This is a genomic window from Anoxybacillus sp. FSL W8-0104, from assembly GCF_038004465.1.
Taxonomy (GTDB): domain Bacteria; phylum Bacillota; class Bacilli; order Bacillales; family Anoxybacillaceae; genus Anoxybacillus; species Anoxybacillus flavithermus_G.
On record NZ_JBBOQU010000001.1, the window covers coordinates 1,159,640 to 1,183,591 of the forward strand.

24 protein-coding genes and 2 pseudogenes are annotated in these 23,952 nt (G+C 39.2%); 15 read left to right on the forward strand and 11 right to left on the reverse strand.

The window, feature by feature from the left end; genetic code table 11:
* Nucleotides 1–42: 42 nt before the first annotated feature.
* Nucleotides 43–1,176, reverse strand: coding sequence for an IS4 family transposase (locus tag NST18_RS06210; RefSeq protein WP_088223289.1), 1,134 nt, complete (start codon nucleotides 1,174–1,176; stop codon nucleotides 43–45).
* An 85-nt stretch (nucleotides 1,177–1,261) separates the two neighbouring features.
* Between NST18_RS06210 and NST18_RS06215 the strand changes: the two genes are divergently transcribed.
* From NST18_RS06215 to NST18_RS06235, 5 genes are all read left to right on the forward strand, one after another.
* Entirely contained in the window at nucleotides 1,262–1,639 is a 378-nt protein-coding gene (locus NST18_RS06215; protein ID WP_340721294.1) for a hypothetical protein, read from the forward strand.
* Between the two features lie 14 nt (nucleotides 1,640–1,653).
* Nucleotides 1,654–2,802, forward strand: a complete 1,149-nt coding sequence (locus NST18_RS06220; RefSeq protein WP_064220516.1) for a YcaO-like family protein — start codon at nucleotides 1,654–1,656, stop codon at nucleotides 2,800–2,802.
* Nucleotides 2,803–2,832: 30 nt separating this feature from the next.
* A complete protein-coding gene (locus tag NST18_RS06225) occupies nucleotides 2,833–3,588 on the forward strand; it encodes a hypothetical protein (RefSeq protein WP_004890727.1) in 756 nt (251 codons plus the stop codon).
* A gap of 65 nt (nucleotides 3,589–3,653) precedes the next feature.
* Complete coding sequence (locus NST18_RS06230; RefSeq protein WP_155116425.1) at nucleotides 3,654–4,364, forward strand: AAA family ATPase; 711 nt, start codon at nucleotides 3,654–3,656, stop codon at nucleotides 4,362–4,364.
* Between the two features lies 1 nt (nucleotide 4,365).
* Nucleotides 4,366–5,601 carry a M16 family metallopeptidase gene (locus tag NST18_RS06235; protein WP_192951568.1) on the forward strand — a complete coding sequence of 412 codons (1,236 nt, stop codon included), beginning with the start codon at nucleotides 4,366–4,368 and terminating at the stop codon, nucleotides 5,599–5,601.
* A gap of 13 nt (nucleotides 5,602–5,614) precedes the next feature.
* Here the strand turns inward: NST18_RS06235 and NST18_RS06240 are convergent.
* The 7 genes and pseudogenes from NST18_RS06240 to NST18_RS06270 all read right to left on the reverse strand — a co-directional run.
* Nucleotides 5,615–6,104 (reverse strand): annotated as a pseudogene (locus tag NST18_RS06240) (IS66 family transposase); the annotation flags it as partial.
* A gap of 389 nt (nucleotides 6,105–6,493) precedes the next feature.
* Nucleotides 6,494–6,736: pseudogene (locus tag NST18_RS06245) on the reverse strand (iron-containing alcohol dehydrogenase); the annotation flags it as partial.
* Between the two features lie 94 nt (nucleotides 6,737–6,830).
* A protein-coding gene (locus tag NST18_RS06250) for an IS630-like element ISBs2 family transposase (protein WP_269767873.1) occupies nucleotides 6,831–7,873 on the reverse strand; the annotation gives its coding sequence in 2 pieces (ribosomal slippage) (nucleotides 6,831–7,370 and nucleotides 7,373–7,873; 1,041 coding nt in all).
* A gap of 173 nt (nucleotides 7,874–8,046) precedes the next feature.
* Nucleotides 8,047–9,165: an NAD(P)/FAD-dependent oxidoreductase gene (locus NST18_RS06255; protein ID WP_004890711.1), complete on the reverse strand. Its 1,119-nt coding sequence runs from the start codon at nucleotides 9,163–9,165 to the stop codon at nucleotides 8,047–8,049.
* A gap of 173 nt (nucleotides 9,166–9,338) precedes the next feature.
* Nucleotides 9,339–10,457: an RNA-guided endonuclease InsQ/TnpB family protein gene (locus NST18_RS06260; protein WP_064220628.1), complete on the reverse strand. Its 1,119-nt coding sequence runs from the start codon at nucleotides 10,455–10,457 to the stop codon at nucleotides 9,339–9,341.
* Between the two features lie 138 nt (nucleotides 10,458–10,595).
* Nucleotides 10,596–11,585 (reverse strand): sodium-dependent bicarbonate transport family permease, encoded by a 990-nt coding sequence (locus tag NST18_RS06265; protein WP_004890710.1) that lies wholly within the window; start codon nucleotides 11,583–11,585, stop codon nucleotides 10,596–10,598.
* Nucleotides 11,586–11,705: 120 nt separating this feature from the next.
* Nucleotides 11,706–12,065 (reverse strand): DUF2294 domain-containing protein, encoded by a 360-nt coding sequence (locus tag NST18_RS06270; RefSeq protein ID WP_004890707.1) that lies wholly within the window; start codon nucleotides 12,063–12,065, stop codon nucleotides 11,706–11,708.
* Between the two features lie 301 nt (nucleotides 12,066–12,366).
* On the opposite strand from NST18_RS06270, the gene NST18_RS06275 reads away from it, so the two are divergent.
* A complete protein-coding gene (locus tag NST18_RS06275; protein WP_064214265.1) occupies nucleotides 12,367–13,284 on the forward strand; it encodes a diacylglycerol/lipid kinase family protein in 918 nt (305 codons plus the stop codon).
* A gap of 80 nt (nucleotides 13,285–13,364) precedes the next feature.
* Here NST18_RS06275 and NST18_RS06280 read toward each other — a convergent pair whose 3' ends face one another.
* The gene (locus NST18_RS06280) at nucleotides 13,365–13,502 is read right to left on the reverse strand and encodes a hypothetical protein (RefSeq protein ID WP_003398171.1); all 138 of its coding nucleotides are present in this window, start codon (nucleotides 13,500–13,502) and stop codon (nucleotides 13,365–13,367) included.
* A 337-nt stretch (nucleotides 13,503–13,839) separates the two neighbouring features.
* Here NST18_RS06280 and NST18_RS06285 point away from each other — a divergent pair, with 337 nt between their 5' ends.
* Genes NST18_RS06285 through NST18_RS06300 form a run of 4 tightly spaced genes read left to right on the forward strand, consistent with a single transcriptional unit; the run spans nucleotide 13,840 to nucleotide 17,412 of the window.
* Complete coding sequence (locus tag NST18_RS06285; RefSeq protein WP_004890703.1) at nucleotides 13,840–14,127, forward strand: MerR family transcriptional regulator; 288 nt, start codon at nucleotides 13,840–13,842, stop codon at nucleotides 14,125–14,127.
* Nucleotides 14,128–14,174: 47 nt separating this feature from the next.
* The gene (locus NST18_RS06290) at nucleotides 14,175–14,450 is read left to right on the forward strand and encodes a hypothetical protein (protein ID WP_004890702.1); all 276 of its coding nucleotides are present in this window, start codon (nucleotides 14,175–14,177) and stop codon (nucleotides 14,448–14,450) included.
* A 36-nt stretch (nucleotides 14,451–14,486) separates the two neighbouring features.
* Nucleotides 14,487–15,221, forward strand: a complete 735-nt coding sequence (yidC, locus tag NST18_RS06295; RefSeq protein ID WP_088223728.1) for a membrane protein insertase YidC — start codon at nucleotides 14,487–14,489, stop codon at nucleotides 15,219–15,221.
* Between the two features lie 46 nt (nucleotides 15,222–15,267).
* Nucleotides 15,268–17,412, forward strand: a complete 2,145-nt coding sequence (locus NST18_RS06300) for a DNA topoisomerase III (protein ID WP_004890695.1) — start codon at nucleotides 15,268–15,270, stop codon at nucleotides 17,410–17,412.
* Between the two features lie 12 nt (nucleotides 17,413–17,424).
* On the opposite strand, the gene NST18_RS06305 is transcribed toward NST18_RS06300, so the two are convergent.
* The gene (locus tag NST18_RS06305; protein ID WP_004890691.1) at nucleotides 17,425–17,793 is read right to left on the reverse strand and encodes a rhodanese-like domain-containing protein; all 369 of its coding nucleotides are present in this window, start codon (nucleotides 17,791–17,793) and stop codon (nucleotides 17,425–17,427) included.
* Between the two features lie 117 nt (nucleotides 17,794–17,910).
* Nucleotides 17,911–19,029, reverse strand: a complete 1,119-nt coding sequence (locus NST18_RS06310; RefSeq protein WP_064220628.1) for an RNA-guided endonuclease InsQ/TnpB family protein — start codon at nucleotides 19,027–19,029, stop codon at nucleotides 17,911–17,913.
* Nucleotides 19,030–19,285: 256 nt separating this feature from the next.
* On the opposite strand from NST18_RS06310, the gene cysK reads away from it, so the two are divergent.
* The 5 genes from cysK (at nucleotide 19,286) to NST18_RS06335 (ending at nucleotide 23,838) form a co-directional block, all read left to right on the forward strand.
* Nucleotides 19,286–20,203: a cysteine synthase A gene (cysK, locus tag NST18_RS06315; protein WP_004890688.1), complete on the forward strand. Its 918-nt coding sequence runs from the start codon at nucleotides 19,286–19,288 to the stop codon at nucleotides 20,201–20,203.
* 46 nt (nucleotides 20,204–20,249) lie between these two features.
* Entirely contained in the window at nucleotides 20,250–21,527 is a 1,278-nt protein-coding gene (gene yfmF / locus NST18_RS06320; protein ID WP_064220909.1) for an EF-P 5-aminopentanol modification-associated protein YfmF, read from the forward strand.
* Nucleotides 21,524–22,804 carry an EF-P 5-aminopentanol modification-associated protein YfmH gene (gene yfmH / locus NST18_RS06325; RefSeq protein WP_064220908.1) on the forward strand — a complete coding sequence of 427 codons (1,281 nt, stop codon included), beginning with the start codon at nucleotides 21,524–21,526 and terminating at the stop codon, nucleotides 22,802–22,804. The genes yfmF and yfmH overlap by 4 nt, the downstream gene beginning before the upstream one ends.
* A 6-nt stretch (nucleotides 22,805–22,810) precedes the next feature.
* Nucleotides 22,811–23,524 (forward strand): elongation factor P 5-aminopentanone reductase, encoded by a 714-nt coding sequence (gene ymfI / locus NST18_RS06330; RefSeq protein WP_064220907.1) that lies wholly within the window; start codon nucleotides 22,811–22,813, stop codon nucleotides 23,522–23,524.
* Nucleotides 23,525–23,589: 65 nt separating this feature from the next.
* Nucleotides 23,590–23,838, forward strand: coding sequence for a DUF3243 domain-containing protein (locus tag NST18_RS06335; protein WP_004890680.1), 249 nt, complete (start codon nucleotides 23,590–23,592; stop codon nucleotides 23,836–23,838).
* The last annotated feature ends 114 nt before the right edge of the window (nucleotides 23,839–23,952 follow it).

Consider the following 23,952-nt stretch of genomic DNA (forward strand, 5'->3'; position numbering starts at 1 on the left):
TTTAAAGTGGCAAAAAGAATTTAATTATATCACGGCTGTTGATTATCCAAAATTAGGCATACTCCTCCCATATATTCGGGCATACTCAAATAAGACAGCTGCCATCTCGGATTTCCATTCGAGAGGAAGTTGCCCAGAGAAAAAACGACGGACAAACGAAAGAAAGGTAAGGGACGAGGTTGTCCGTTTTTCCGTTCGATGATATAGCCATCTCAGTAACACATAAGCGATAAATGCCGCAAAAAGTTGGTTGTATACCGCATGCTCGTTGGTGCCAAATAAGGTCGGAACGTTTAGATATTGCTTGATCCATCGGAAAAACACTTCCACTGTCCAACGTTCTTGATACATCTCGGCAATCTTTTCCGCCGATGCCTCTAAGACGTTCGTGACCACACGGATTTCATGCCCGTTCGCATCCTGAAAGATCACGACGCGATGGCGCTTTTTGGAACGACATTGTTTCGTTCCTAACTGGCAAGTAAAATCCGCCACAATAGAAGAAGAGGAGGAAGAAAGGCGCTTTAGGCTCTTTTTTTGATGGATCTCGACATTGTCTTTCATCCGAATCACAAACGGTTGCTTCTGTTCGACAAACCGATCGAGGCGTTCAATTTTAAAGTACGCTCGATCTTCGACAAGAACCGTTTGTACGTCTGTGAGCCGCTCTCCCACCGGTCCATCGTGGCGCAACCCTACGGTTTCTACGATGTCGCTCGGCATTTGTTGCTCAGGGGAATACGCGACGTGCATTTTCACTCCGGATCGTTCCCCATGATAGGGTGCCCATGTCAGGCGGTTTTTCCCCACGGTGACGGTCGTGGAGTCTACTATACGCAATGCTTTTGGAAAGCGAAGCGAACGGCGGGTTTGGCGATTGCACTTAGAAACAACCAAAGCAAATAAGCGCTTCATCACCTCGTACGGAACTTCTTTCGCTTTCTTAGAAACCGTCGAGTAATGAAACGTCGGCAATCCGTACATTTTCGCCACATCGGCACCATGACGGAAACTTTTCCATTCGTGAAGTGCCGCCAGCAGAAAAAAATCAACCAACGTGCGCACCGTAAACGTCCGCGAAGTGTCATGGTAGCCAACGGCTTCGGTAATCGACTGGAGATCTTCATCAGAAACAATTTTTTGCATCAAATTTGGGAGTGTGGTATGCTTGTGCATAGAGAGCACCTCCTAGGTTTGTTTGTGTTGTTACTTACATTCTACAGGAAAGGTGCTCTTTTTTCTATGTTTTTTATGGATATTATTGGTTAATCAACACGCCTGTAATTATATATTAAATACAAATTATTTAGGAAAAGATAGTTCTGCACAAGTAAAGAGTGATATTCAGTTGGAATATCTTTTAGAAATGGATGCCTTACCTTATTATATTTCTTCAGACAGAACATATTCAGATGGGGATATTAGAGATTGTTTTCCAAAATGGTTAACCAATCTACATATTATTATGCTACAAAATGAGCTTTATCCATTATTAAAGTGCGTAAAGGTTTTTTCATTAGATCTATATAATCATGTCCCTATTAAACAATATTTAAAAGTGAATCAAAAAATTAATGTGGAAACTGTTAAGATATCGAAAGATGTCTTGTGTAAAATTCCTGATTGCATTTTTGTGTGAGGTGATTTATGTAAATGTATATATTTAATCAAAAAGGTTCACCTTTTATATTGAAGGAAGCCGGTGTATATCGTTCATTGTTTCAAAATGCACCCAAAAAAGTATTTATCCGTCCCTCTCTTTTAGAAGGGGCTCATGGGGGAGCGACTCATTTTGAAATTTCTCGAGTAATCAAAGCTGCCTTAGGTGAACATATTGAGCGTACTTCTTTATATTTGAATTTAGGGAATTTTAAACAAAAAACTGTACACGCTTTAAACTTAGTAACATTAAAAACAATCGAAATCCCATTAAAAAGAGTTTTGCTTTGTTATAATGCTAAAGTTTTTGATGGAGATCTAGAGGAAGGAATCGATTATAACGATTCATGTGGTGTTGCATCACATGTTAGTTCTTTTCGCGCAGTAAATAATGCATTTTTAGAGTTTTTTGAAAGACAGTGCTTTGTACATAACTGGCTTACACAGTCTTCAGGTAGAGAAATTAGGCAAGAAACAATAACTAGTGAATTGCTAAAGGAATTAATATATAAGGCAAAGCAGTTTGTAGACGATGTTTTCTTTTTTGACATTTCTTTACATAACAACTTGTATGTTATTCTCACATTAGGCTTTGGTAAACAGTATATGGCAATAGGATTAAGTAGCCATTGGAATTTGGAAGAAGCTATGTGTAAATCATTAGAAGAATGGTTTCAGTTTTTTGGTGGTAAGGTGAGTAAATACTATCTTTACGAAAAAAATAATATAGATTACAAAATGGCACATAGAGAATACAAGAGCAATTCTAACTATGTTCATTATGATCCTTGTTACTATTCTAACTACTTTTTTAGCACTTTCACACCTAGTAAGTTAAAGGAGAGCTTTGGTTACTTATTTGAACGTTCCATATCTATTGATTATAGAGAGCAAAGTAACCATCGAAGTGTTTCTTTTACAAACTGTATAAAAGAGATTTCAGAGGATTTACAATTAGATATTTTATGTGTATTTATTCCTTGCGTTTTAGAGAATGTTCCAGCAAAAATAGTTAAGGTTCTTTCTGAGAATGGTTATCCTCATATGCTAACGCAGTGGCTTAACCCACGGGATTACGTGTTTAGTAGGGTATTTAACCAAAAGGAGTTTCCAAACGAAGGCAAGCCCATTCCGTTTCCATGATAACTGATAAGAGAGGGAAGAGACGATTGTATGTTAAGAAGAACATGGGAATTTTTCGTTTTGTTCAATAAAGAGGTTTTTTATAATAAGATTGCGTTTTTTTGGACACTTATTATTCCAATCATTTTTATTGTTTTTAATAATCTTGATTGGTTCTTAAAATACCCAGATTATAGTACTTTTCGACATAATATATCCTTTTATTGGTGCTACATGATTTTGATTACTGCCATAAATGGAGTCGGAGTAAGTATTTTAATTCTTCGGGATAATGGGTTTTTAAAGATGTTTAAGTTTATTGCGCGAACCAAAACTCCTATCATTGTGGGAAGAATTTGTTCACAGTGGCTTTTCACAGTTGTTAATATTGTCATTTTTACTGTTGTGAGCTCACTGCTATTCCGCCAACCGATTTTCCCATTATTAAGTGCTATCATGGTTATTGCTTTCATAGCGCTATTACCTGTTTTTCTTTCTTTTTTATGGATCGGTTCTCTGCCATATCGTCAGGAATCAGTTTCTCCTATATTTACAATTTTAGTGTTTATACTTATATATTTGACGAAATTTTCTTTAAAGGAAGGTAATATGTTTGTATTAGAATGGCTTAATCCAGCAGTGTTTATTTTGTATTTGTCTAAACTAGTTTGGACTTTTGAACACAATTGGAATGGAGAATTAATTTATCAATTACTACTAACGATTTTAGTTTATGTTTTTATAGGAGTCATATCCTATCGCAGAATTAATGTTATTCCAAAAATAGGAATAAATGAGAGAGAATAATTCTATTTTAAATGCTCTATTCCGAAAAAAGGTAATAAAAAATGATTTTTGAGGGAGGAGAAACTGTGAAAGTAAACTCTTTGACATATTATTATAAAGATCAGGTGAAACCAGTATTAGATAAATTATGTATAGAGTTTGAAACTGGAAAATTAAACGTTATTATTGGGCCAAATGGTGCGGGTAAAACTACATTATTGGATATTATATCTGGGGTTATATCTACAAATCAGTTTAAAAGCCCTTTTTCTGAAAAAGATATAGTATACCAATTACAGGGGATTCCTCTTCCCGCAGCAATGAAGGGAAAAGACGTTATTCGCGTAATCTTTAACTGTGATAGTGAATTTCCTTTTATAGAAAGAATAAAATTATTTGAACAATCTTTGAATTCGAGAGAAAGAGAATTGTTCAATAAATTATGGGATCGAAAAATTGGACATATGTCTGTTGGTGAGAGAAGATGGCTACTTATTCGTTCTATATGTCAACTTGAACGGGAATTGTATATTTTCGATGAACCAACGTCCGGAATTGATCCAGACGCAAGACTTTTTATTCTTGAGAGTATCGACAATTTGGTTAAAAAAGGGAAATTAGTAGTGATGACAACTCATATTTTATATGAATTGGAATATATAGATTGTAAATTATATTTTTTGCATAGAGGGAATATTTTATATGCAGGAGACTATATATCGTTTTTAAATAAATATAATACCCAAAATCCTGATGTCGCCTTCCAATTATTTCTGAATGGGGATGGAGATGCATAATATGAAAAAGTTATGCTTGTCTAACGGTCTACGTTTAATTATTGATCAAGTTCCAAATAGCCGATCGATTTCTATAGGTGTTATGATTCGCGTAGGCACAAAACATGAAACAAAGAAAACAAATGGAATAGCACATTTTATTGAACATCTTTTATTTAAAAATCGCATCGGTTCTGATAATTTGTACGGAAATATCTATATTGAGGAGTTAGGGGGGAAAATTAATGCATTTACGGGGAAAGAGTTTACATGTTTTTACATGCATATTTTAAATGAATATCTAAACGAAGCTTTATGCATATTAAGAGATATGGTTTTTTCTTTTTCGATTTCTAATTTTGATTTTGAAAATGAAAAAAGAGTAGTGATCCAGGAGATATATCAGTATCAAGATAATACATTAGAAAAAGTCAAGATAGCATCTCTAGCGCATGCTTTAGGTGAAAGTTCTTATGCATTTGATATTTTAGGCACAGTATCTAATATAGAGTCGTTTACGTTAACTGAAGTGTATGAGTTTTATCGGAAATTTTATTTATCAAATAATACTGTTGTTTCGATTTCAGGAGATGTAAAAGAGGACATGTTACATGATATAGTGAAAATATTAGAAAATATCGGTTTCGGAAAGACAGTAGACAAGAAAACACAACCTATAATGTTTAATGGAGGTATTAATTACATTCCTATCCACAGTCAAGAATACCAGTCTCACATGTGTATATTGTTTCCTGCTATTTCATCTGATGTTCCTATGCGTGAGTATTATACTTATTATATCATGAGCCATCTTTTTGGAGTAGGAAGAAATTCTCGATTAAACAAGGTGTTACGTGAAGAAAGAGGGCTAGTCTATAATATCCAGTCTCATCCAATAGTGTTTGAAGAGGTAGGATTGTTTCGAATCTTAGCTTCAACGGGCAAAGAAAATTTGTGGGATGTGCATAGTGCAATTATGGAAGTTATTGAAAGTGTCAAAGAAGTAGGGATTACACTAGATGAATTTAATCGTTCTAAAAGAGTTCTTAAGAGCGAAATAATATTCTTAACTGAGAATACGATACAAAGGATGTTTTTCTTTGGCCAGGAGGAGCTTTTAGGTATACATAAATCTTCTGATGTTGATAAAATTTTGGAAACTATTGATGCTATTGATGTATGGGAAGTAGAAAATACATTAAAGGGTATATTTGACGATATTTACTCTTTAACTGTAACTATTCCCCCCCAGTGCTAGTGTGTAAAGTAGCCTAGCACATATAGGATGATTCTGTCATAGAAAATGCCCTACGTAGTGTGGAAAGAACACGATCTATTGTTTTATCCGACAATAGAAGGAGCCAGTTCTACCCGTTTTTCCGTGCTTGTTGAGTGTAGAAATGATGCTTTTTGCGATACAAAACAACTGGGCGAACGAACATTCCTGAGATGTTCTATTTAACTTTGAACATACAAAGATCTCGTTCGTCTTGGTTGTTGTCAAAGGGAACGTGGGTTTCACTCAAAAAAGCGCAACGCTTTTTCCTTTCGATTTTGAAGTCTCTGAATCAATGAGAGCACTTTTTTCGACAACGGCGTCATCCCTTCCAACTGATGTTTGGCTTTCGCGAGTATGCGATCATACATGCGATTCCAACGTTTTGTTTCTTTTCCAAGCAGAAAGCCACCATATTATTCGACCACTTGTTTAGCGTCTAATAGAAACGCAGGTACATGTTTCGCCTGTGTATGCTCTTGTTCACCGGAAAATATTTCAACTTACTCTATAATGTGGCTGATTATTTATCTATTCGTTGTGTATAATCTAAAATAACATTAGAGATTCCATCCCACGGCATTCATCGTTTCCTTTCTCTTGGGAGGTACTGCATTTTCTGTAATCACCAGATTGAATGACAAGGGTTATTTTCTCTTGATTGAATCGTTCTAGACCGATTCGTACGACGACCTCTGCTGACTTCTGATGTTCAGCTACTTTAGGTTATGAAGCGTACTTCGCGTATCCATCAGACCTCCCCGAGTAAGCGTGCCATCTTCCCTTCCATCTATCTGCTTCATTCCCTCTGTATCACCTTTAGCAGAAAAGCTTTTGTTTAGCAAACTCATTCAATGATATCTAGCCTTATTATGAAGAACGCCGTAATATTCGACATTAAATCACCGATGCCTGCCAAAATAAATCGTTCAGGAGCTTGCTGAATGATATGTAAATCAGCTAAAATGCCGAACGGTACTTTGGCGGGAACGGTTGTTTTTCTACCATGAACAAGTAACGAGCAGTTTGTGCTTGCAAAACCGTCATTTGACGCAGATGTTGGTATGCTAAGAAACGGCACTTGTCGTAAAAACGCCATATACTTGCCGCAGTCGATATCTTTTATTTTTCCAGCACGCCATTGTTCGAATAATCGTTTCCCTTCAGGAAAATATTTTTCAATAACAATCCATATAAGTTGAATTAAAGATTTACAACTGAACACACAAACGATCGATCGTTTGTTCTGGTTTCTGGTTGATTCGCTGAATAAAGGCTTGGACATTCTTGCTAATTTCTTGCACACCCGAATAGAACACGTTGTAAATCACGTCTGATTTCAGCCATTTCCATAGCCCTTCAATCAAGTTCAATTGCGGACTGTATGGTGGCAAAAAGACGAGCTCTAACCGATCTTCGTGTTCTTTTAAAAATGGCTGAATGAGTTTGGCATGGTGAATTCGAGCGTTATCTAAAATCATCACTATTTTGCCTGTGGGATAGCGTTCTAACACAAGTTGAAGAAATCGAAGAAATGTTTCCGCGTCATAGCGTTCTTCTTCGATGCAAAACACTTCCCCTGTTTCGTAGTTCAACGTGCCAATCAGCTTCAGCCCTTGATGTTTTCCAAACGTCGGAATGATTCGTTGTTTTCCTTTGACAAACCATGTTTTTTGAATCGCTTGGTAATCACGAATCATCGACTCATCTTGAAAGAGGACATGGGCGATGTTCCCATCTACCAGTTTTTTTTTACTTCAGGGAAGGTGATTTCGACGAATTCTTTTTGTTTCTCTTCATCGGCATTGGCTAGTGTATAGGTCGGTTTCGTATAGCTTAGCCCTAACCGATGCAGAATGTCACTTGTTCCGCGAAGCGTGTATGTTGGCCCCCACTTTTGTTGAATGAGTTCAGCGATTATCGCAAGCGTCCAATTATATTTTGCTTCGAATCCCACATCTACGGGGAGCTGATGTTCAATGATCAAAGCCAGCTCTTTTTCCTGCTCAGGGGTCAATCGACGTGGGGCGCCAGGTGAGTATTTCATCTCCAGTCCATCAAGACCGCGCTGAGCGTAGGCATGAATATAGTTATAAATAGTTTTCTTGGATCGACCAATAATCGTTGCGATTTCTTCTTTTGCGTACCCCTGCAAATGAAGATAAATCGCTTGGTAGCGTTCATATGCTCGTTTACTTTTTGCTTCTTTCATGGCAGTGGACAACTTTTCGATCTCGTCTTTGTGATTCGGCATCGTATCTTCTTTCCGTCCCCCTATTTTCTTTTTTTATTATTCACCGTGGAACGGGAGAAAACCTTTATTTCAATTTATACAGTAAAAGTCTTTATGCGAAATCGTCCCGTCAAAATCAGAAACAAACGCCCATTTGTTCATGAGATAACCTCCGTTTTTTGTATATGCATTCATCAAAGAAATTGAATCGCTTGGGCAACATCGTAGTCGCTTTGTTGTAATGTGGTAGATTGCCCAAGAATCATTTTCGCAAGCTCTGCTCCAACATACGGTCCTGCAGTCAAGCCGGATGCGCCAAGCCCATTCGCCACGTAAAGGCCTTCGATTTGTGGTACTGAACCAAATATAGGTAAAAAGTTCGGTGCATGGGGACGGAAGCCAACACGTGTTTCCACATGGGTCCAATCCGCTAAGTGAGGGGCAATAGTTAATGCTTTATGTAACACTTCGTATAATCCACCAGCAGTCACACGACAGTCGATATCGACACCGTCTTCATGTGTAGCTCCAACAACCATTTTTCCTTTTGGAAAGGCGAGTAAATATTGATTGTTTGGTGGCATGACGACAGGCCAATGATCGGTATGTTGTTCGGGATGTTGTAGATGGACAATTTGTGCTCGCTGCGGTGTGATGAGAAAATGAATGCCGAGCGGCAAAAGCAATGATTTCGCCCAAACACCTGCTGTGACAACGACCGCATCTGCTTCAAAACGTTCATTCCCAACTGTTGCGCCAATGACCCGTCCATTTTTATGCAAAAGGGTCGCGCTTCCTTTTACATATGTTGTTCCTAGTTGAATGGCAGCATGAATAAGAGCACGTCTTAATGCACGCCCATCCACTCGGGCAGCACCGCTTACATATATCGCCTCGTACCCATCGCTTAATACGGGAAAGCGCGTTATGACTTCCTCCGAAGACAAACGCGTAACCTCTCCGATTTCAGGGGCCTCTTCACGTCGTTTGTACACGCGTTCTTCCATACTTTGCAACTTGTCGGAATCATAATGTAAACAAATGACCCCGACACGTTTGTATCCTGTTTGATGACCGTACGCTTGCAATTGTTCAATGAGATAAGGGTAAAATGCTGCTCCTCCTTTTGCAAGGGCATACCATTTTTTGTTTCTGCGTTGCGATGTCCATGGACAAATTATTCCCGCCGCAGCATCAGTTGCTCGCCCTTGATCTTCACGGTCGATTAAAATGACGTTTGCTTTTTCTTTTGCTAAGTGAAAAGCAACAGAGGAGCCAACAATTCCACCGCCAATGACGATATAACGATTCATCGTTTACACCTTTCCTTTTCGTGATACTGTATCATTACGATAACATAGGACGTCAACTACCCAACGACTAAAGCCGTGGGCTTGCAACTCCCCAGAAGTGCAAGCGGATGTTATCCTCCTTCCTTCACTTGGGGTTGCATCAGGGCAGGTTGACAACTACCCAACGACGCAGGTCATGCCTGTGTCGTTCCTTCAACGATGTACTCGATTCCTTTTCGTTGAAGGTTCATCGCACCAACTCGGTCATCGTTTGAGGTATATCCGCATGTTCGACAACAAAACGTGTGCGTTTTCTTATTTCGGTTTGCTTTCTCTGTATGTCCGCATTTTGGACATGTTTGGGATGTGTATGTTGGGTCTACCACAATCACTTTGGCTCGGTGTTTGTGTGCTTTGTACTCGATTTTTTGTCTTAAATCATAAAACGCCCAAGATACCATTTCATACCGATGGTTAACGGACACTTTTTCTGTTCTTTGGCGAACACCTGTTAAATCCTCTAACACAAACAGCGTGTTCTTACCATAACGCTCAACGAGTGCCTTACTGATGCAATGGTTGACATCTTGCATCCAACGGTTTTCTCGTTGACCGATTTTCTTTAATCTTCTACGAGCAGACGGAGTTTGCTTTTTTTGTAGTTGTCTGCGGAGTTGTTTATACTTTGCTCGTTTGTGTTTGATGTGTCTACCTTTGAAAAATAACGTCTGTCCGTTTGAATCATAAACAGTCGCAAGAAAATTTACACCCATATCTACGCCAACCACTTGGCAAATGTGGTGAAGGTTTGCTTCTTCCATTTCTTTGGATACAGGGATATGGAGAAACCACTTTTGATGTTTATTCACTAACTTTGCTGTTCCAAACGTCCATGTTCCGTCGAAATACGTTTCAAGTTCTTTCGTTTGAAAAGGAACTTTGATTCGTCCTTCTAACGTATTGATGGAAAACAACCCTTTGGTTAGGCTGTAATCTCGATTAAAAACGAGGTCTATTTGCGGTTTTTTAAACGCAATCTGACAACGCTTATGTTCATTGGTTTGGTTGGTTTTATATTTTGCAATCACCGTTTTTAACACAGACTGTGCCATTTGAGATTTTAAGCCAAATGTAGAGCGAAGTTTGCGGTACGTCATCTTGTGAAGTTTGGCTTGCACAAGGGTGTTTTCTTTGTATATCACTTCCGACACCGCATTGCACGCATCACGATATGCTTGCATCGTTTTTTGAAGAAGTTGTTCTTGTTCAGATGTCGGTAAAATTTTAATTTTTGCTGTTAAAGTCAATTTCATGTCCTCACCACCTTTCACTAATTTTATTTTATATTTTTTTAGCGAAAAATAAATAAAAAACGCATTCCTCCCCATGCTTGAAAGCAGGGGTTTCCTGCGTGATTAATCATGAAAAAAGCAAGGGTCTTCCCTTGCCTTTTAATAAAACCATTTTGCCATTTCATAATATAATGGCATGCCGATTGTTAAGTTAAATGGGAAGGTGAGCCCGAGCGCCATGCCGAGATAAATAGCAGGGTTTGCTTCTGGAACGGATGCACGCATCGCAGCTGGAGCTGCAATGTATGAGGCGCTAGCGGCAAGTACGCTAAGTAAAATCGTTCCTCCAAAAGATAGACCAGAATAATAGCCGATCACAACGCCTAAAAAGCCATATACAGGGGGGAGAAGAATGCCTAAGGCAAGCAATTTGAGCCCGTATTTGCGCACGGCCGCAAGTTGATTTCCGGCTGTTAACCCCATTCCGAGTAAAAAGAGAACAAGAATGCTCGGATATAAATCAATAAATAAAGGTTTTACAATGGTAAGAGCTCGATCTCCACCAATGAGCCCGACGAGAAGGCTGCCGACCATTAAAAAGACGCTTTTTCCAAATAACCCTTCTTTAATGATTGGTCCATACACAGATGTAGCAGAGAAGCGATATACCATTTCTTGTTTATGTGAACGACTTTCTAACAATTTCAATATGACAAGCGATACAATAATCGCAGGACTTTCTAATAAGACGACAAATGCGTTCATATAGCTTTCGTAAGGGATGTTTGCTTGTTCGACAAAAGCAAGTGCAGCACCAAATGTAACGATACTAACCGATCCGTACGTCGCTGCAATACCGGTAGCATTATTCCGATCAATGCCAAGACGACGACAAACAGCAAACGTAATAATTGGGATGATGATACCAAGTAATAATGTTCCAACTAGTGGACGAATAAGCTCACTAAAAGAATGTTCCGCAAGTTCAATGCCACCTTTCATACCGATGGCGATTAATAAATAAATGCTTAACGATTCATTTAATCCTGTTGGTAATTTTAAATCCGATTTGACGAGAGCAGCAATAATGCCAAGAAGAAAAAATAAGATGGCTGGTGACGTTAAATTGTTGATAATCATTTCTTGCATAACGTTCCTCTCCTTTTGTGTTCTTTTCTATATTCAACAGAAAAGCCGGAAACATTTTTCGATCGGATCGAAAAATATTTCCGGCTTATCTTTTACTGACCGTAAAAGGCCCTTAGAAGATCAACCTTGTGTATCGACTGGTTCCTGTAATAGAAACACGAGGATTCGTTCCCCTGTTTTCGTACTAATATCGGTATGCATACTTGCGACTTGTTTATTTGTTAGCCTATAAATAAGCTCTTTCAACTGCTCGCTACCTGATTCAATTAAATCGGCACGAATGCGTTTAATAGACAACATTCCTTCTTTTGTTTCACACAATGCTTTTTCGGCAGGAGTTAAAATACCGCGCAACTGTACGATGACCATATTTCGTAAAATATCCGTTTTGACGGAGAGAGGACCGCGGCCTAAATATTCCTTCTCCCATTGAGTAAGGGCGCGACTAATTTGATCTTCTAGTTCTCCTTTTGTTCTCATAAGAATCCCCCTTTAGAAACGAAAATCGGCATGCTTCACGTATACACCATGTGAAACATACCGATGCATCTTTAGCCTAAACAGTTTCAACGTTTGCCTTTTCGCTTTCGCCATGTCACCACGTCAAAAGCGCTAAGGTAAAACAATGGAACTGCTTGGCTATCAATCACTCGGTGCGATAATTTGTTTTTAATTGTATAAAGCTTCAAAAATTATGTCAAGGGAAAAGATTAATGTTATCTATCGATATGCCATGATAGAATAATAAGGAAAGGAGAAGATAGGGAATGGGGGAGAAAGTTTGAAACTATATTTTATTGTCAATCCTTCGGCTAAAAATGGAAAGTGCAAAAAAATATGGAATAAAATTGAGCGGATGCTTCAACAGCAGCATATTTGTTATCGTGTTGTGTTCACACAAAAACAAGGAGACGGAGCGAAATTAGCACAACAAATAGCAGAACAGACAAATGAACCGATTGCATTCATTGCGGTCGGTGGGGACGGGACAATTCACGAAGTCATGAATGGGGTGGCCATGTACAGCCATGTGACTACAGGGTATATGCCCGCCGGGACAGGAAACGATTTTGCTCGTGGGATACAAATTCCAATAAAATGGAGCGAGGCTCTTAGCTATATGTTGTCGAGTGTTAAGGACGGTCATGTGGATGTGTATGACATCGGAACGTTCAAAGGAGCAAAGCAAGGTGTTTTTGTTAATAATGTCGGTTGTGGATTTGATGCGCATATTTCACGTAAGGTAAATGCGTCCAAATGGAAACATATTTTAAATCGCTTATATTTAGGGAAGTTTGTCTATATGTTTTATTTATTGAAAGGATTATTTACATATGAACCGACAGCTGTAAGAGTGACTGTTGATCAAAAACAATATACGTTTTCAAATGCGTGGCTTGTCACCGTTGCGAATCATCCGTATTATGGCGGTGGAATGAAGATTGCTCCATTTGCGCAGTCAAATGACCAGCAGTTTGACGTGATCGTTGTAAATGATGTGTCGAGATTAAAATTACTCGCCTTATTTGTGACGGTTTTTTGGGGTGGTCATATAAAGATGAAAGAAGTACATACGTTTCGAGGGAAATATATTCATATTTGCAGCAACACGTCTCTTCCTCTCCATGCAGACGGCGAGCAAATTGGTGAAGGTGAGATTACGATTTCTGTGAATAAGCAAGTGCGTGTATTTCGATAGCTTAAGTGGAACCATTGTTCACATACTAGAACAACCATATGTGTATGAGTACTAAAGGCTCTTGACGGTGACAAGAGCCTTTAGTACTTGTTTTGCATATATCGCAATATTTCATACGCACGATCACCAAGTAGTTCGAGAAGTTGTTCAAACATCTCATCGCGCCGTAAATCGAGCTCAATAATCTGTTTCGCTAAGTCCATGATTTTTTTCTCCATTTTTTATCTCCCCCCGATATCGTTCATATTGTTTTCGAAGTTCAGCTACGGTCCAGTAGTGTAATGGATGAAACTCAAACTTTCCTCCCTTAGTTAGCTTATCAATATAAAATTGCTTCTGTTTCATCGTAGTTTGTAAAAGAGTACCCATTTTCCATCCTCCTGTGTATGTTATTTAACTACCATTGTAGTCATTTTTGTTATTTTTTTCACCTTTTTTGTTATATTTTATAACACAGATTATTTATTTTGTTAAAATTTATAACAAAAATCGCGTAAATTTTGCTAGAATTGTGTATGATCATGTTATAAATAATTACATTGAGGAGGGGGTTAAATGGATTCATATAAACATAAAAAAGTTATTTCAATTGGTATTGTGAGCGAATTAACAGGGTTGTCGCCGCGGCAAATTCGCTACTATGAAGAACGTCAACTCATTTTTCCAGATCGATCAAAGGGAACGAGGAAATATTCTTTTGCCGACGTCGAATGGCTCGTTGAGATTGCAAACAAACGAGAGGAAGGAGTGCAAACACGGGAAATTCGCTATGAAATGATGAAAGAAATTCGTGAAACGATGAGAAAGGGACAAATTAATGCTCATTTCCGTTCGCGTATGTAAATGACTCATTTCCGTGTTATAATGATAGCGGAAGGAGAGTTTCGGGCATGTTTATTGAGTTCCCGTTGGATCTGTTTACGTATGTATCGCTTTTTAGCGTTTTTATTGTCGCGATGACGTGTTATGTGACGCGTCAAGCGAAGCATCCTTTCTTCGTTCAGCGTTTCATCGCTCACGATGCAAGCGATGTTGTAATGGCAAGTGATATGTATGATATGCCGCTGTGTATGCGATTTGTTACGTTTCGACAGCGGAAAATTCCGATAAATGAGCAGTCGCATGCTAGCGATGAAGAAGGAAGGTGGCTCCTTGTTTGCTTATAATTACAAACAAGGAGGCATAAAATCGTGAAAAAATGGATGTTTTCGTTTTTTGTTGTAATATTAAGTGCATGTAATCGAAATGTGCCGATTACAGAGCATAGTCAAGGTGTATGGGATCATTATTTTGTTTACCCAATGTCAAAGCTATTACTGATGCTTGGACACGCATTTCAAGAAAATTACGGGCTTGCAATTATTGCGTTGACGATTGTTGTCCGTTTTGGGTTGCTTCCGCTCATGATTAAACAATTTCGTGCTAGTATCGCAATGCAACGCATTCGTCCTGAAGTACTAAAGCTCCAGCAAAAATACAAAGCAACAGACATGGAGACACAACGAACGCTACAACAAGAAATGATGAAACTATATCAAAAGCACGGTGTCAATCCAATGAGCGGTTGCCTGCCGATTTTTATTCAAATGCCTATTTTCATGGCTCTATATTACGCGATTTCGCGTACAGAAGAAATTAAACTACATTCATTTTTATGGATGCAACTCGGTCATCGTGATCCATATTTCATTATGCCGATATTAGCAAGTTTAACGACATTTATTTCGATGCGTTTATCTCCATCTGCCACAACAACAGAAGTAGCGACACAAATGAAAATCATGTCATATGTTATGCCTGTGATGATTTTTATGGGGGCAAGTTCTGTCCCTTCCGCTTTATCGCTATATTGGGTCGTTGGTGGATGTTTTTCGATTATTCAGTCGCTTGTGATGCGTGCGCAATGGAAGAAGCATCAAGTAGAAACTGCCAAATAACCTGCTCGCTAGCTGAGCAGGTTTCTTTTCGTCAAGGGGTGAAAAAATGAAAGTGATTATTGCAGAAAAGCCTGATCAAGGAATGACGCTTGCATCGATTTTTCAAACAAAAAAACGAGAAGGATACATTGAAATTTTACCAAATGAGTTGTTTCCGAAAGGGGCTTATATGACATGGGCTGTTGGACATTTATTTGAATTAGCCTCTCCAGAAAAGTATGAAGCAAGTTGGAAACGATGGACGCTCGATACGTTACCGATTATTCCGAATCGTTTTCAATATGAGATTGATCGAAAAAAGGCGAAACAGTTTTCGATCATTAAGCAATTGCTTCATAAACCGGAAGTGACTGAAATTATTCATGCTGGTGATGCAGGGCGAGAAGGGGAATTAATCATTCGAAACATCATTTATATGAGCGGTGTAAAAAAACCGATCAAGCGTCTTTGGATTTCATCGTTAACACCAAAGGCGATTGAACAAGGATTTCGTCAGTTGTTGGATGAAAAACAGACACGTCCTTTATACGAGGAAGCGTATGCGCGAACATGTGCAGATTGGCTTGTCGGTATAAACGCCTCGAGGGTGTATACGATTTTATTGAAGCAAAGGGGAATGAACGATGTCTTTTCCGTTGGACGTGTGCAAACGCCAACACTCGCTCTAATTGTGAAAAGAGAAAAAGAAATTGAACAGTTTCGCTCGGAGCCGTTTTGGGAAGTTGTTGCTACATTTGATGTGGACGGAAAACGATACGAGGGAAAGTGGTGGCACGAAAATGAGACGCGCACATACGATCGAGAGCTTGCTGAGAAAGTGAGCGCGTTTTGCAGACGAAAACAAGTAGAGGTAGCAGAAGTTGTATGTGAACGAAAAACATTTTTACCGCCGCTTTTATTTAATTTATCAACATTGCAGGCAACGGCAAACAAGCGGTTTAAATATTCGCCACAAAAAACGTTAGATATATTACAAAAACTATATCAAAAAGGATATGTATCGTATCCACGCTCCGATTCACAATATGTAACTAAAGGAGAAGCGGAAACATTTCCACATATCTTAAAACAACTTTCACAAAAGGAAGAGTATGCTCCTTATTTTCCACTTGTTCATGAATCAATTTTACATAATAAACGTTATGTAAATGAAAAGAAGGTAACAGACCATTATGCCATTATTCCAACTGAACAAGTGCCGAATTTGACAAAGTTAAGTCAGGATGAGCGAAATATTTACGACCTTGTCGTTCGGAGATTAATTGCTGCTCATAGTGAAGAAGCTATATTTGATTATACAACGATTGTAACCGTTGTCGATGGACGTGCTCGTTTTATTTCAAAAGGAAAGAAACAAATACAAGCAGGATGGCGGGACGTCCTTATGTCACAAGATGATGATGTACAACTTTTACCGAATGTACAAAGTGGAGAAAAAGGAACGGTATATGATGTGTATGTGAAAGAAGGAAAAACACAGCCGCCAAAGCGATATACAGAAGGCGAACTGATCACGTTAATGAAGACAGCAGGGAAGTTTTTAGATGATGAACAACTGGAGAAAGTATTAGCGAAAACAGAAGGACTTGGGACGGAAGCTACCCGCGCCTCCATTATTACAACGCTAAAACAGAGAAATTATATTGAGATAAAAAATAATCAAGTATATGTAACTGATAAAGGAAAAGTATTAATTGACGCAATCGGCCCGCACCTTTTGGCGTCTCCTGAAATGACAGCAAAATGGGAACAACGATTAAGTGAAATTGGCGAAGAAAAAGCATCGGCCACAGCATTTATGGAACAAGTGAAAAAATTGGCAGCGAAAATTGTGGCCGATGCGGTACAAGTGGCAAATCATTGGTCATTTGAAGGACTAGATACCACTTCGATTCAGCAGAAGAAAAAAACAACGATCGGAAAACATGTCGGGGTTTGCAAGCTTTGTGGGGGCTCGGTCATTGATAAAGGCTCGTTTTACGGTTGTGTCAACTATGCAAAAACAAAGTGCTCATTTACTATTTCAAAAACGATATTGGGCAAATCGATCTCACAAGCAAACGTCAAAAAATTATTAGCAGAAGGAAAAACGAGTGTTATCAAAGGGTTTAAAAAGGGAGAAAACACATTTAATGCTGCGGTTATATGGGATGAAAAAGAAAAACGTATATCGTTTTCGTTTGAAAAATAGGAGGCTTCCCTCCTATTTTTCAACTTCGCCTTTCCACTCATTCATACCGCCGGTCATATTATATATACTTGAGAAGCCTTCTTTTACTAGCAATTCGCTTGCTTGCGCTGAGCGATTACCGGAACGACAAACGACAATATACGTCTTGTTTTTGTTCAGTTCATCTACACGATCTGGAAGATGTTGTAAAGGTAATAAAATAGCTCCAGGAATATGACCGGAAGCATATTCCTCTTCTGTACGGACATCGAGCACAACAACGTCCTCTTTTTGCATCATTTGTGCAGCTTCATCGACAGAAATGTTTGTATAACGGTTTTGTGCACATCCGCTTATGATGAAAAGAAATGTAAATAAAAAAGAAAACCATTTTTGCGTCAACTACCCAACGACTAAAGCCGTGGGCTTGCAACTCCCCAGAAGTGCAAGCGGATGTTATCCTCCTTCCTTCACTTGGGGTTGCATCAGGGCAGGTTGACAACTACCCAACGACGCAGGTCATGCCTGTGTCGTTCCTTCAACGATGTACTCGATTCCTTTTCGTTGAAGATTCATCGCACCAACTCGGTCATCGTTTGAGGTATATCCGCATGTTCGACAACAAAACGTGTGCGTTTTCTTATTTCGGTTTGCTTTCTCTGTATGTCCGCATTTTGGACATGTTTGGGATGTGTATGTTGGGTCTACCACAATCACTTTGGCTCGGTGTTTGTGTGCTTTGTACTCGATTTTTTGTCTTAAATCATAAAACGCCCAAGATACCATTTCATACCGATGGTTAACGGACACTTTTTCTGTTCTTTGGCGAACACCTGTTAAATCCTCTAACACAAACAGCGTGTTCTTACCATAACGCTCAACGAGTGCCTTACTGATGCAATGGTTGACATCTTGCATCCAACGGTTTTCTCGTTGACCGATTTTCTTTAATCTTCTACGAGCAGACGGAGTTTGCTTTTTTTGTAGTTGTCTGCGGAGTTGTTTATACTTTGCTCGTTTGTGTTTGATGTGTCTACCTTTGAAAAATAACGTCTGTCCGTTTGAATCATAAACAGTCGCAAGAAAATTTACACCCATATCTACGCCAACCACTTGGCAAATGTGGTGAAGGTTTGCTTCTTCCATTTCTTTGGATACAGGGATATGGAGAAACCACTTTTGATGTTTATTCACTAACTTTGCTGTTCCAAACGTCCATGTTCCGTCGAAATACGTTTCAAGTTCTTTCGTTTGAAAAGGAACTTTGATTCGTCCTTCTAACGTATTGATGGAAAACAACCCTTTGGTTAGGCTGTAATCTCGATTAAAAACGAGGTCTATTTGCGGTTTTTTAAACGCAATCTGACAACGCTTATGTTCATTGGTTTGGTTGGTTTTATATTTTGCAATCACCGTTTTTAACACAGACTGTGCCATTTGAGATTTTAAGCCAAATGTAGAGCGAAGTTTGCGGTACGTCATCTTGTGAAGTTTGGCTTGCACAAGGGTGTTTTCTTTGTATATCACTTCCGACACCGCATTGCACGCATCACGATATGCTTGCATCGTTTTTTGAAGAAGTTGTTCTTGTTCAGATGTCGGTAAAATTTTAATTTTTGCTGTTAAAGTCAATTTCATGTCCTCACCACCTTTCACTAATTTTATTTTATATTTTTTTAGCGAAAAATAAACAAAAAAAACGCATTCCTCCTCATGCTTGAAAGCAGGGGTTTCCTGCGTGATTAATCATGAAATTATCGCCTCCGTATATAATCAAATACCCATACGTGTATTCTAGTTTATTTTTTCGATTTCTTCAAACGTTTCGACACCATTGTTATGTCTATATGTAGTACAATAGGAAGAAAGGTTTACATGGAAAGAAGGAGAGAGCATGTGCGGATCTATCATCGACTTGATTGGAAATACGCCCGTTGTTAAGCTCAATCGGGTTGTTTTTCGGGAGGGAGCAAGTGTATATATAAAGCTCGAGTCGTTCAATCCGGGTGGAAGTGTAAAAGATCGTGCGGCCAGACGAATGATTGAGCGGGCAGAGCAAGAAGGGAAAATTGTCCCTTTTCAAAGCACGATTATTGAACCAACATCAGGGAATACAGGAATTGGGTTAGCGATGGTATGCGCAGCGAAAGGTTATCGTTGCATCATCACGATGCCAGATAATGCGACAAAGGAACGAGTGAATTTATTGAAAGCATATGGTGCGGAAGTTCACTTAACTCCCGCTTCTTTACGTATGCAAGGAGCGATTGATGAAGCATATCGGCTTGCGGAGAGTATTCCAAACAGCTTTATCCCCATGCAGTTTGAAAATAAAGCAAATCCAGATGCTCACCGAATAAGTACAGCAGTTGAAATTGTAGAGGCATTTCCAGAAGGAATTGACGCGTTCGTGCTTACAGCAGGAACAGGGGGGACGGTAACAGGAACAGGGGAGGAGTTGAAGAAAACATTCCCTCATTTACGCATTTATGTTGTGGAACCATATGGGTCTCCCATCCTTTCGGGTGGGCAACCGGGGCCGCATAAAATTCCAGGTACTGGACCAGGTTTTATTCCGCCTATTTTAAATCGCAAGGTGTATGATGATATTTTGCTTGTCAAAGATGAAGAAGCACAGATGATGGCGCGGCGATTAGCTGCAGAAGAGGGGGTTTTAGTGGGGGCTTCAGCTGGGGCAGCTGCCTTTTGTGCGGTTCAAGTGGCGCGAACTCTCCCGAAAGACGCACGTGTGCTTTGTATGGCACCAGATACAGGAGAGCGATATTTGTCCTCCGATTTATTTAACGGATAAGAGAGAGAAAAATTGTCGAGGCTATGAAATAAAAAGGAGTGATTGTATGTTTCGAGAAGAAGTAAAAACAATAGGAGGCCTTCGTCTTCATGTCATTCCGACGAAAAAATATAAGACGAATACGCTCGTATTAAAGATGAAAGCACCGTTATGTGAACGAGATGTAACGATGCGAGCTCTTATTCCGTATGTGTTACAAAACGCTACCGAGCGACATCCGTCGATGAAAGCGTTACGTACATATTTAGACGAACTATATGGTGCTACGTTACAAGTCGATTTAGCGAAAAAAGGAGAAAATCATATTATTACGATTCGAATGGATGTGGCAAACGAAAAATTTTTAGGCACCACATCTCCACTATTACGCGAAGCGTTGACCCTCTTTAGCGACATACTATTTCGCCCACTTACTGAACAGGGTGAATTTTCTGTTGCGATCGTTGAGCAAGAAAAACGGGCATTGAAACAAAAAATACAATCGTTGTTTGATGATAAAATGCGATATGCTCAACATCGACTCATCGAAGAGATGTATAAAGGCTCGCCCTATGCGCTCGATGTTCACGGTAAACTGAGCGATATCGATATAATTGATGCTAAACGTTTATATAAACATTACGAACACATGCTGAAACACGATGAAATAGACTTATACATTGTCGGAGATGTGGCGTTAACGGACGTAGAACATGATGTTGTGGAACGTTTTCCGTTAGAAGCTCGTTCGTTATGTTCAACTGAAACGACAACGTTAACAAAACGAACAAGCGTGCAAGAAGTTATAGAAAAACAACATGTGAAACAAGGAAAGCTACATCTTGGTTATCGAACAAATACGACATACAACGATGCAGATTACGATGCGTTGCAAGTATGGAACGGGATATTCGGGGGATTTACACATTCAAAATTGTTCATCAATGTGCGTGAAAAGGCGAGCTTGGCTTATTATGCAGCTTCGCGTATCGAAAGTCATCAAGGAATGATGATGGTCATGGCAGGAATTGAACCGAGCAATTATGAGCGTGCACTTGAAATTATTCATGCTCAGGCAGAGGCGATGCGTAACGGGCAATTTAGCGATGAGGAAATTATTCAAACAAAAGCAGTCATTCGTAATCAATTATTAGAAACAGTTGATACAGCGCGTGGAATGATTGAAATTTCCTATCATAACGTCATCGCGACGCGGCAACGTCCATTAGATGAGTGGTTAGAAGCGATTGAAAAAGTGACGCGTGAGGACATCGTACGAGTAGGCGAAAAAATTGAATTAGATACAATTTATTTTTTAACAGAGAAGGAAGGTGAGAAAAAATGAAGATTATTCGCTACGATCAGTTGCAAGAACAATTATTTTATGAGCGATTAAACAACGGATTAGACGTTTACATTTTACCGAAAAAAGAATTCAATAAAACATATGCAACGTTTACGACAAAATACGGTTCGGTGGATAACTATTTTACTCCATATGGAAAAACGAGCATGAAAAAAGTGCCGGATGGCATCGCCCATTTTTTAGAGCATAAATTGTTCGAAAAAGAAGATGGCGATGTATTTCAAATATTTAGTAAGCAAGGGGCATCAGCGAACGCTTTTACATCTTTCACACGCACCGCCTATTTATTTTCGAGTACGACAAATGTAGAAAAAAATTTAGAAACTTTACTTGACTTTGTCCAAAAACCATACTTTACAGAGCAAACAGTCGAAAAGGAAAAAGGGATTATCGCTCAAGAAATTCGTATGTATGACGATAACCCGGATTGGCGTCTATATTTCGGAACAATTGAAAGCATGTACCACAATCATCCTGTAAAAATTGATATTGCAGGAACAGTGGAGTCGATTTCACATATTACGAAAGATTTATTGTATGAATGCTATGAAACGTTTTATCACCCGAGTAATATGTTGTTGTTTGTTACCGGTCCAGTTGATCCATTGACTATACTCGAACAAATTCGCACAAATCAAGCAAAAAAAACGTTCCGTTCGCCAACAGACATTGAGCGATTTCACTATGAAGAACCATCCCATGTCGCCCGTGAAAAACATGTCATTGAAATGAATGTACAGACATCTAAATGTCTCGTTGGTATAAAGGCGAAAAATGTATATACAAAAGGAAAAGAAAAATTAAAGCATGAATGCGCGATGGGATTATTGCTTGATCATTTGTTTGGAAAAAGTTCATCGCACTATGAGCGGCTATACCAACAAGGATTAATTGATGAAACATTTATGGTTGATTATACAGAAGAAAGTGATTTTGGGTTTGGTTTAATTGGTGGCGACACATTATACCCTGATCAATTAGCAGAAGAAATTCAACGCATTCTTGTGCAGTTTTCCGATATTGGTGATGAACAAGTGGAGCGGATGAAAAGAAAAAAAATCGGCTCGTTTTTACGATCGTTGAATTCGCTTGAGTATATTGCGAATCAATTTACTCGTTACGCATTCGACCAAATGAGTTTATTCGATGTTGTAGAGGCGTTACAATCATTGACATCGGATGATATAAAAGCGGTAGCCCGTGAATGTTTTGTACCCGAACAGTTTACGGTATGCCAAGTTGTTCCGAAAAGGTGAAATGTGATGAAATATGCTTTAGTTACAGGAGCGAGTGGAGGAATTGGACGGGAAATTGCCAGACAGCTCGCAAAAGATGGGTATGGATTGTATTTACATTACTACAAAAATGAACAATCTGTTCAATCTTTAATGAAGCAATTATCAACAGACATATATGCCATTCAGGCCGATTTATCTCATCCTTTTGGGGTCGATACGTTAGTGTCGTCTCTTTTTCATCCAATTGACGTGCTCGTTCATAATAGTGGAATGAGTACATATGGGCTGGTGACGGACATGACTGACGAACAAGTCGAGCGCATGGTACAGCTGCATGTGACAAGTCCGTTTTTATTGACGAAACGGTTGTTGCCCTCTATGATTCAGCGACGTCGCGGACAAATTGTTGTCATTTCATCGATCTGGGGACTCACAGGGGCGTCATGCGAAGTATTGTATTCGATGGTGAAGGGCGCGCAAAATACGTTCGTCAAAGCGTTAGCGAAAGAAGTTGCGCCAAGTGGCATACGAGTAAATGCCATTGCTCCAGGAGCCATTGATACACCGATGCTTCAGGAGTTTACTGCAGAGGAGTTAGAAGCGTTAGCGAACGAGATTCCACTCGGGAGAATCGGGAAACCAGAAGATGTAGCTAAAGCGGTATCGTTTTTAATTTCTGACGATGCATCGTATATTACAGGACAAATTTTATCCGTCAATGGCGGTTGGTATTGTTAAGCAAGCATAATTTTTTGTTTCATAAAGCAAACTGTTCTTGAAACGAATTTCAAGGAGGTTTGCATATGTCTGTTCTTGATAATTTTGAGCAATGGAAAAGCTTTTTAGCTGATCGTCTTCATCAAGCGGAAGCGCAAGGGATGAACCAACAAGTCATTTCGGATATCGCTTATCAGATTGGCGACTACTTGGCAAAACAAGTCGATCCGAAAAACCCGGAAGAGCGTGTACTTGCTGATTTGTGGCACGTAGCAAATGAGCAAGAGCAACATGCAATAGCCAACATGATGATTAAACTTGTACAAAATAAGTAAGTAATATGGGCAAGCTGGTGACATTCGCCAGCTTGTTTTACTATGTTTAACTGTTCACAAAAAACGGTTGTCTGTCCTTTTCATTCTCGCATTCAGATGGTAAAATAAACATAC

Bases quoted from the DNA above. Each gene is read 5' to 3' on its own strand.
- NST18_RS06220 (WP_064220516.1), top strand. From the start codon at position 1,654: ATGTATATATTTAATCAAAAAGGTTCACCTTTTATATTGAAGGAAGCC.
- NST18_RS06335 (WP_004890680.1), top strand. From the start codon at position 23,590: ATGTCTGTTCTTGATAATTTTGAGCAATGGAAAAGCTTTTTAGCTGAT.
- NST18_RS06265 (WP_004890710.1), bottom strand. From the start codon at position 11,585: ATGCAAGAAATGATTATCAACAATTTAACGTCACCAGCCATCTTATTT.
- NST18_RS06260 (WP_064220628.1), bottom strand. From the start codon at position 10,457: ATGAAATTGACTTTAACAGCAAAAATTAAAATTTTACCGACATCTGAA.
- NST18_RS06225 (WP_004890727.1), top strand. From the start codon at position 2,833: ATGTTAAGAAGAACATGGGAATTTTTCGTTTTGTTCAATAAAGAGGTT.
- NST18_RS06235 (WP_192951568.1), top strand. From the start codon at position 4,366: ATGAAAAAGTTATGCTTGTCTAACGGTCTACGTTTAATTATTGATCAA.
- NST18_RS06285 (WP_004890703.1), top strand. From the start codon at position 13,840: ATGGATTCATATAAACATAAAAAAGTTATTTCAATTGGTATTGTGAGC.
- NST18_RS06310 (WP_064220628.1), bottom strand. From the start codon at position 19,029: ATGAAATTGACTTTAACAGCAAAAATTAAAATTTTACCGACATCTGAA.
- ymfI (WP_064220907.1), top strand. From the start codon at position 22,811: ATGAAATATGCTTTAGTTACAGGAGCGAGTGGAGGAATTGGACGGGAA.
- NST18_RS06290 (WP_004890702.1), top strand. From the start codon at position 14,175: ATGTTTATTGAGTTCCCGTTGGATCTGTTTACGTATGTATCGCTTTTT.
- NST18_RS06280 (WP_003398171.1), bottom strand. From the start codon at position 13,502: ATGGAGAAAAAAATCATGGACTTAGCGAAACAGATTATTGAGCTCGAT.
- NST18_RS06300 (WP_004890695.1), top strand. From the start codon at position 15,268: ATGAAAGTGATTATTGCAGAAAAGCCTGATCAAGGAATGACGCTTGCA.
- yfmF (WP_064220909.1), top strand. From the start codon at position 20,250: ATGTTTCGAGAAGAAGTAAAAACAATAGGAGGCCTTCGTCTTCATGTC.
- NST18_RS06210 (WP_088223289.1), bottom strand. From the start codon at position 1,176: ATGCACAAGCATACCACACTCCCAAATTTGATGCAAAAAATTGTTTCT.
- yidC (WP_088223728.1), top strand. From the start codon at position 14,487: ATGTTTTCGTTTTTTGTTGTAATATTAAGTGCATGTAATCGAAATGTG.
- NST18_RS06255 (WP_004890711.1), bottom strand. From the start codon at position 9,165: ATGAATCGTTATATCGTCATTGGCGGTGGAATTGTTGGCTCCTCTGTT.
- NST18_RS06270 (WP_004890707.1), bottom strand. From the start codon at position 12,065: ATGAGAACAAAAGGAGAACTAGAAGATCAAATTAGTCGCGCCCTTACT.
- yfmH (WP_064220908.1), top strand. From the start codon at position 21,524: ATGAAGATTATTCGCTACGATCAGTTGCAAGAACAATTATTTTATGAG.
- cysK (WP_004890688.1), top strand. From the start codon at position 19,286: ATGTGCGGATCTATCATCGACTTGATTGGAAATACGCCCGTTGTTAAG.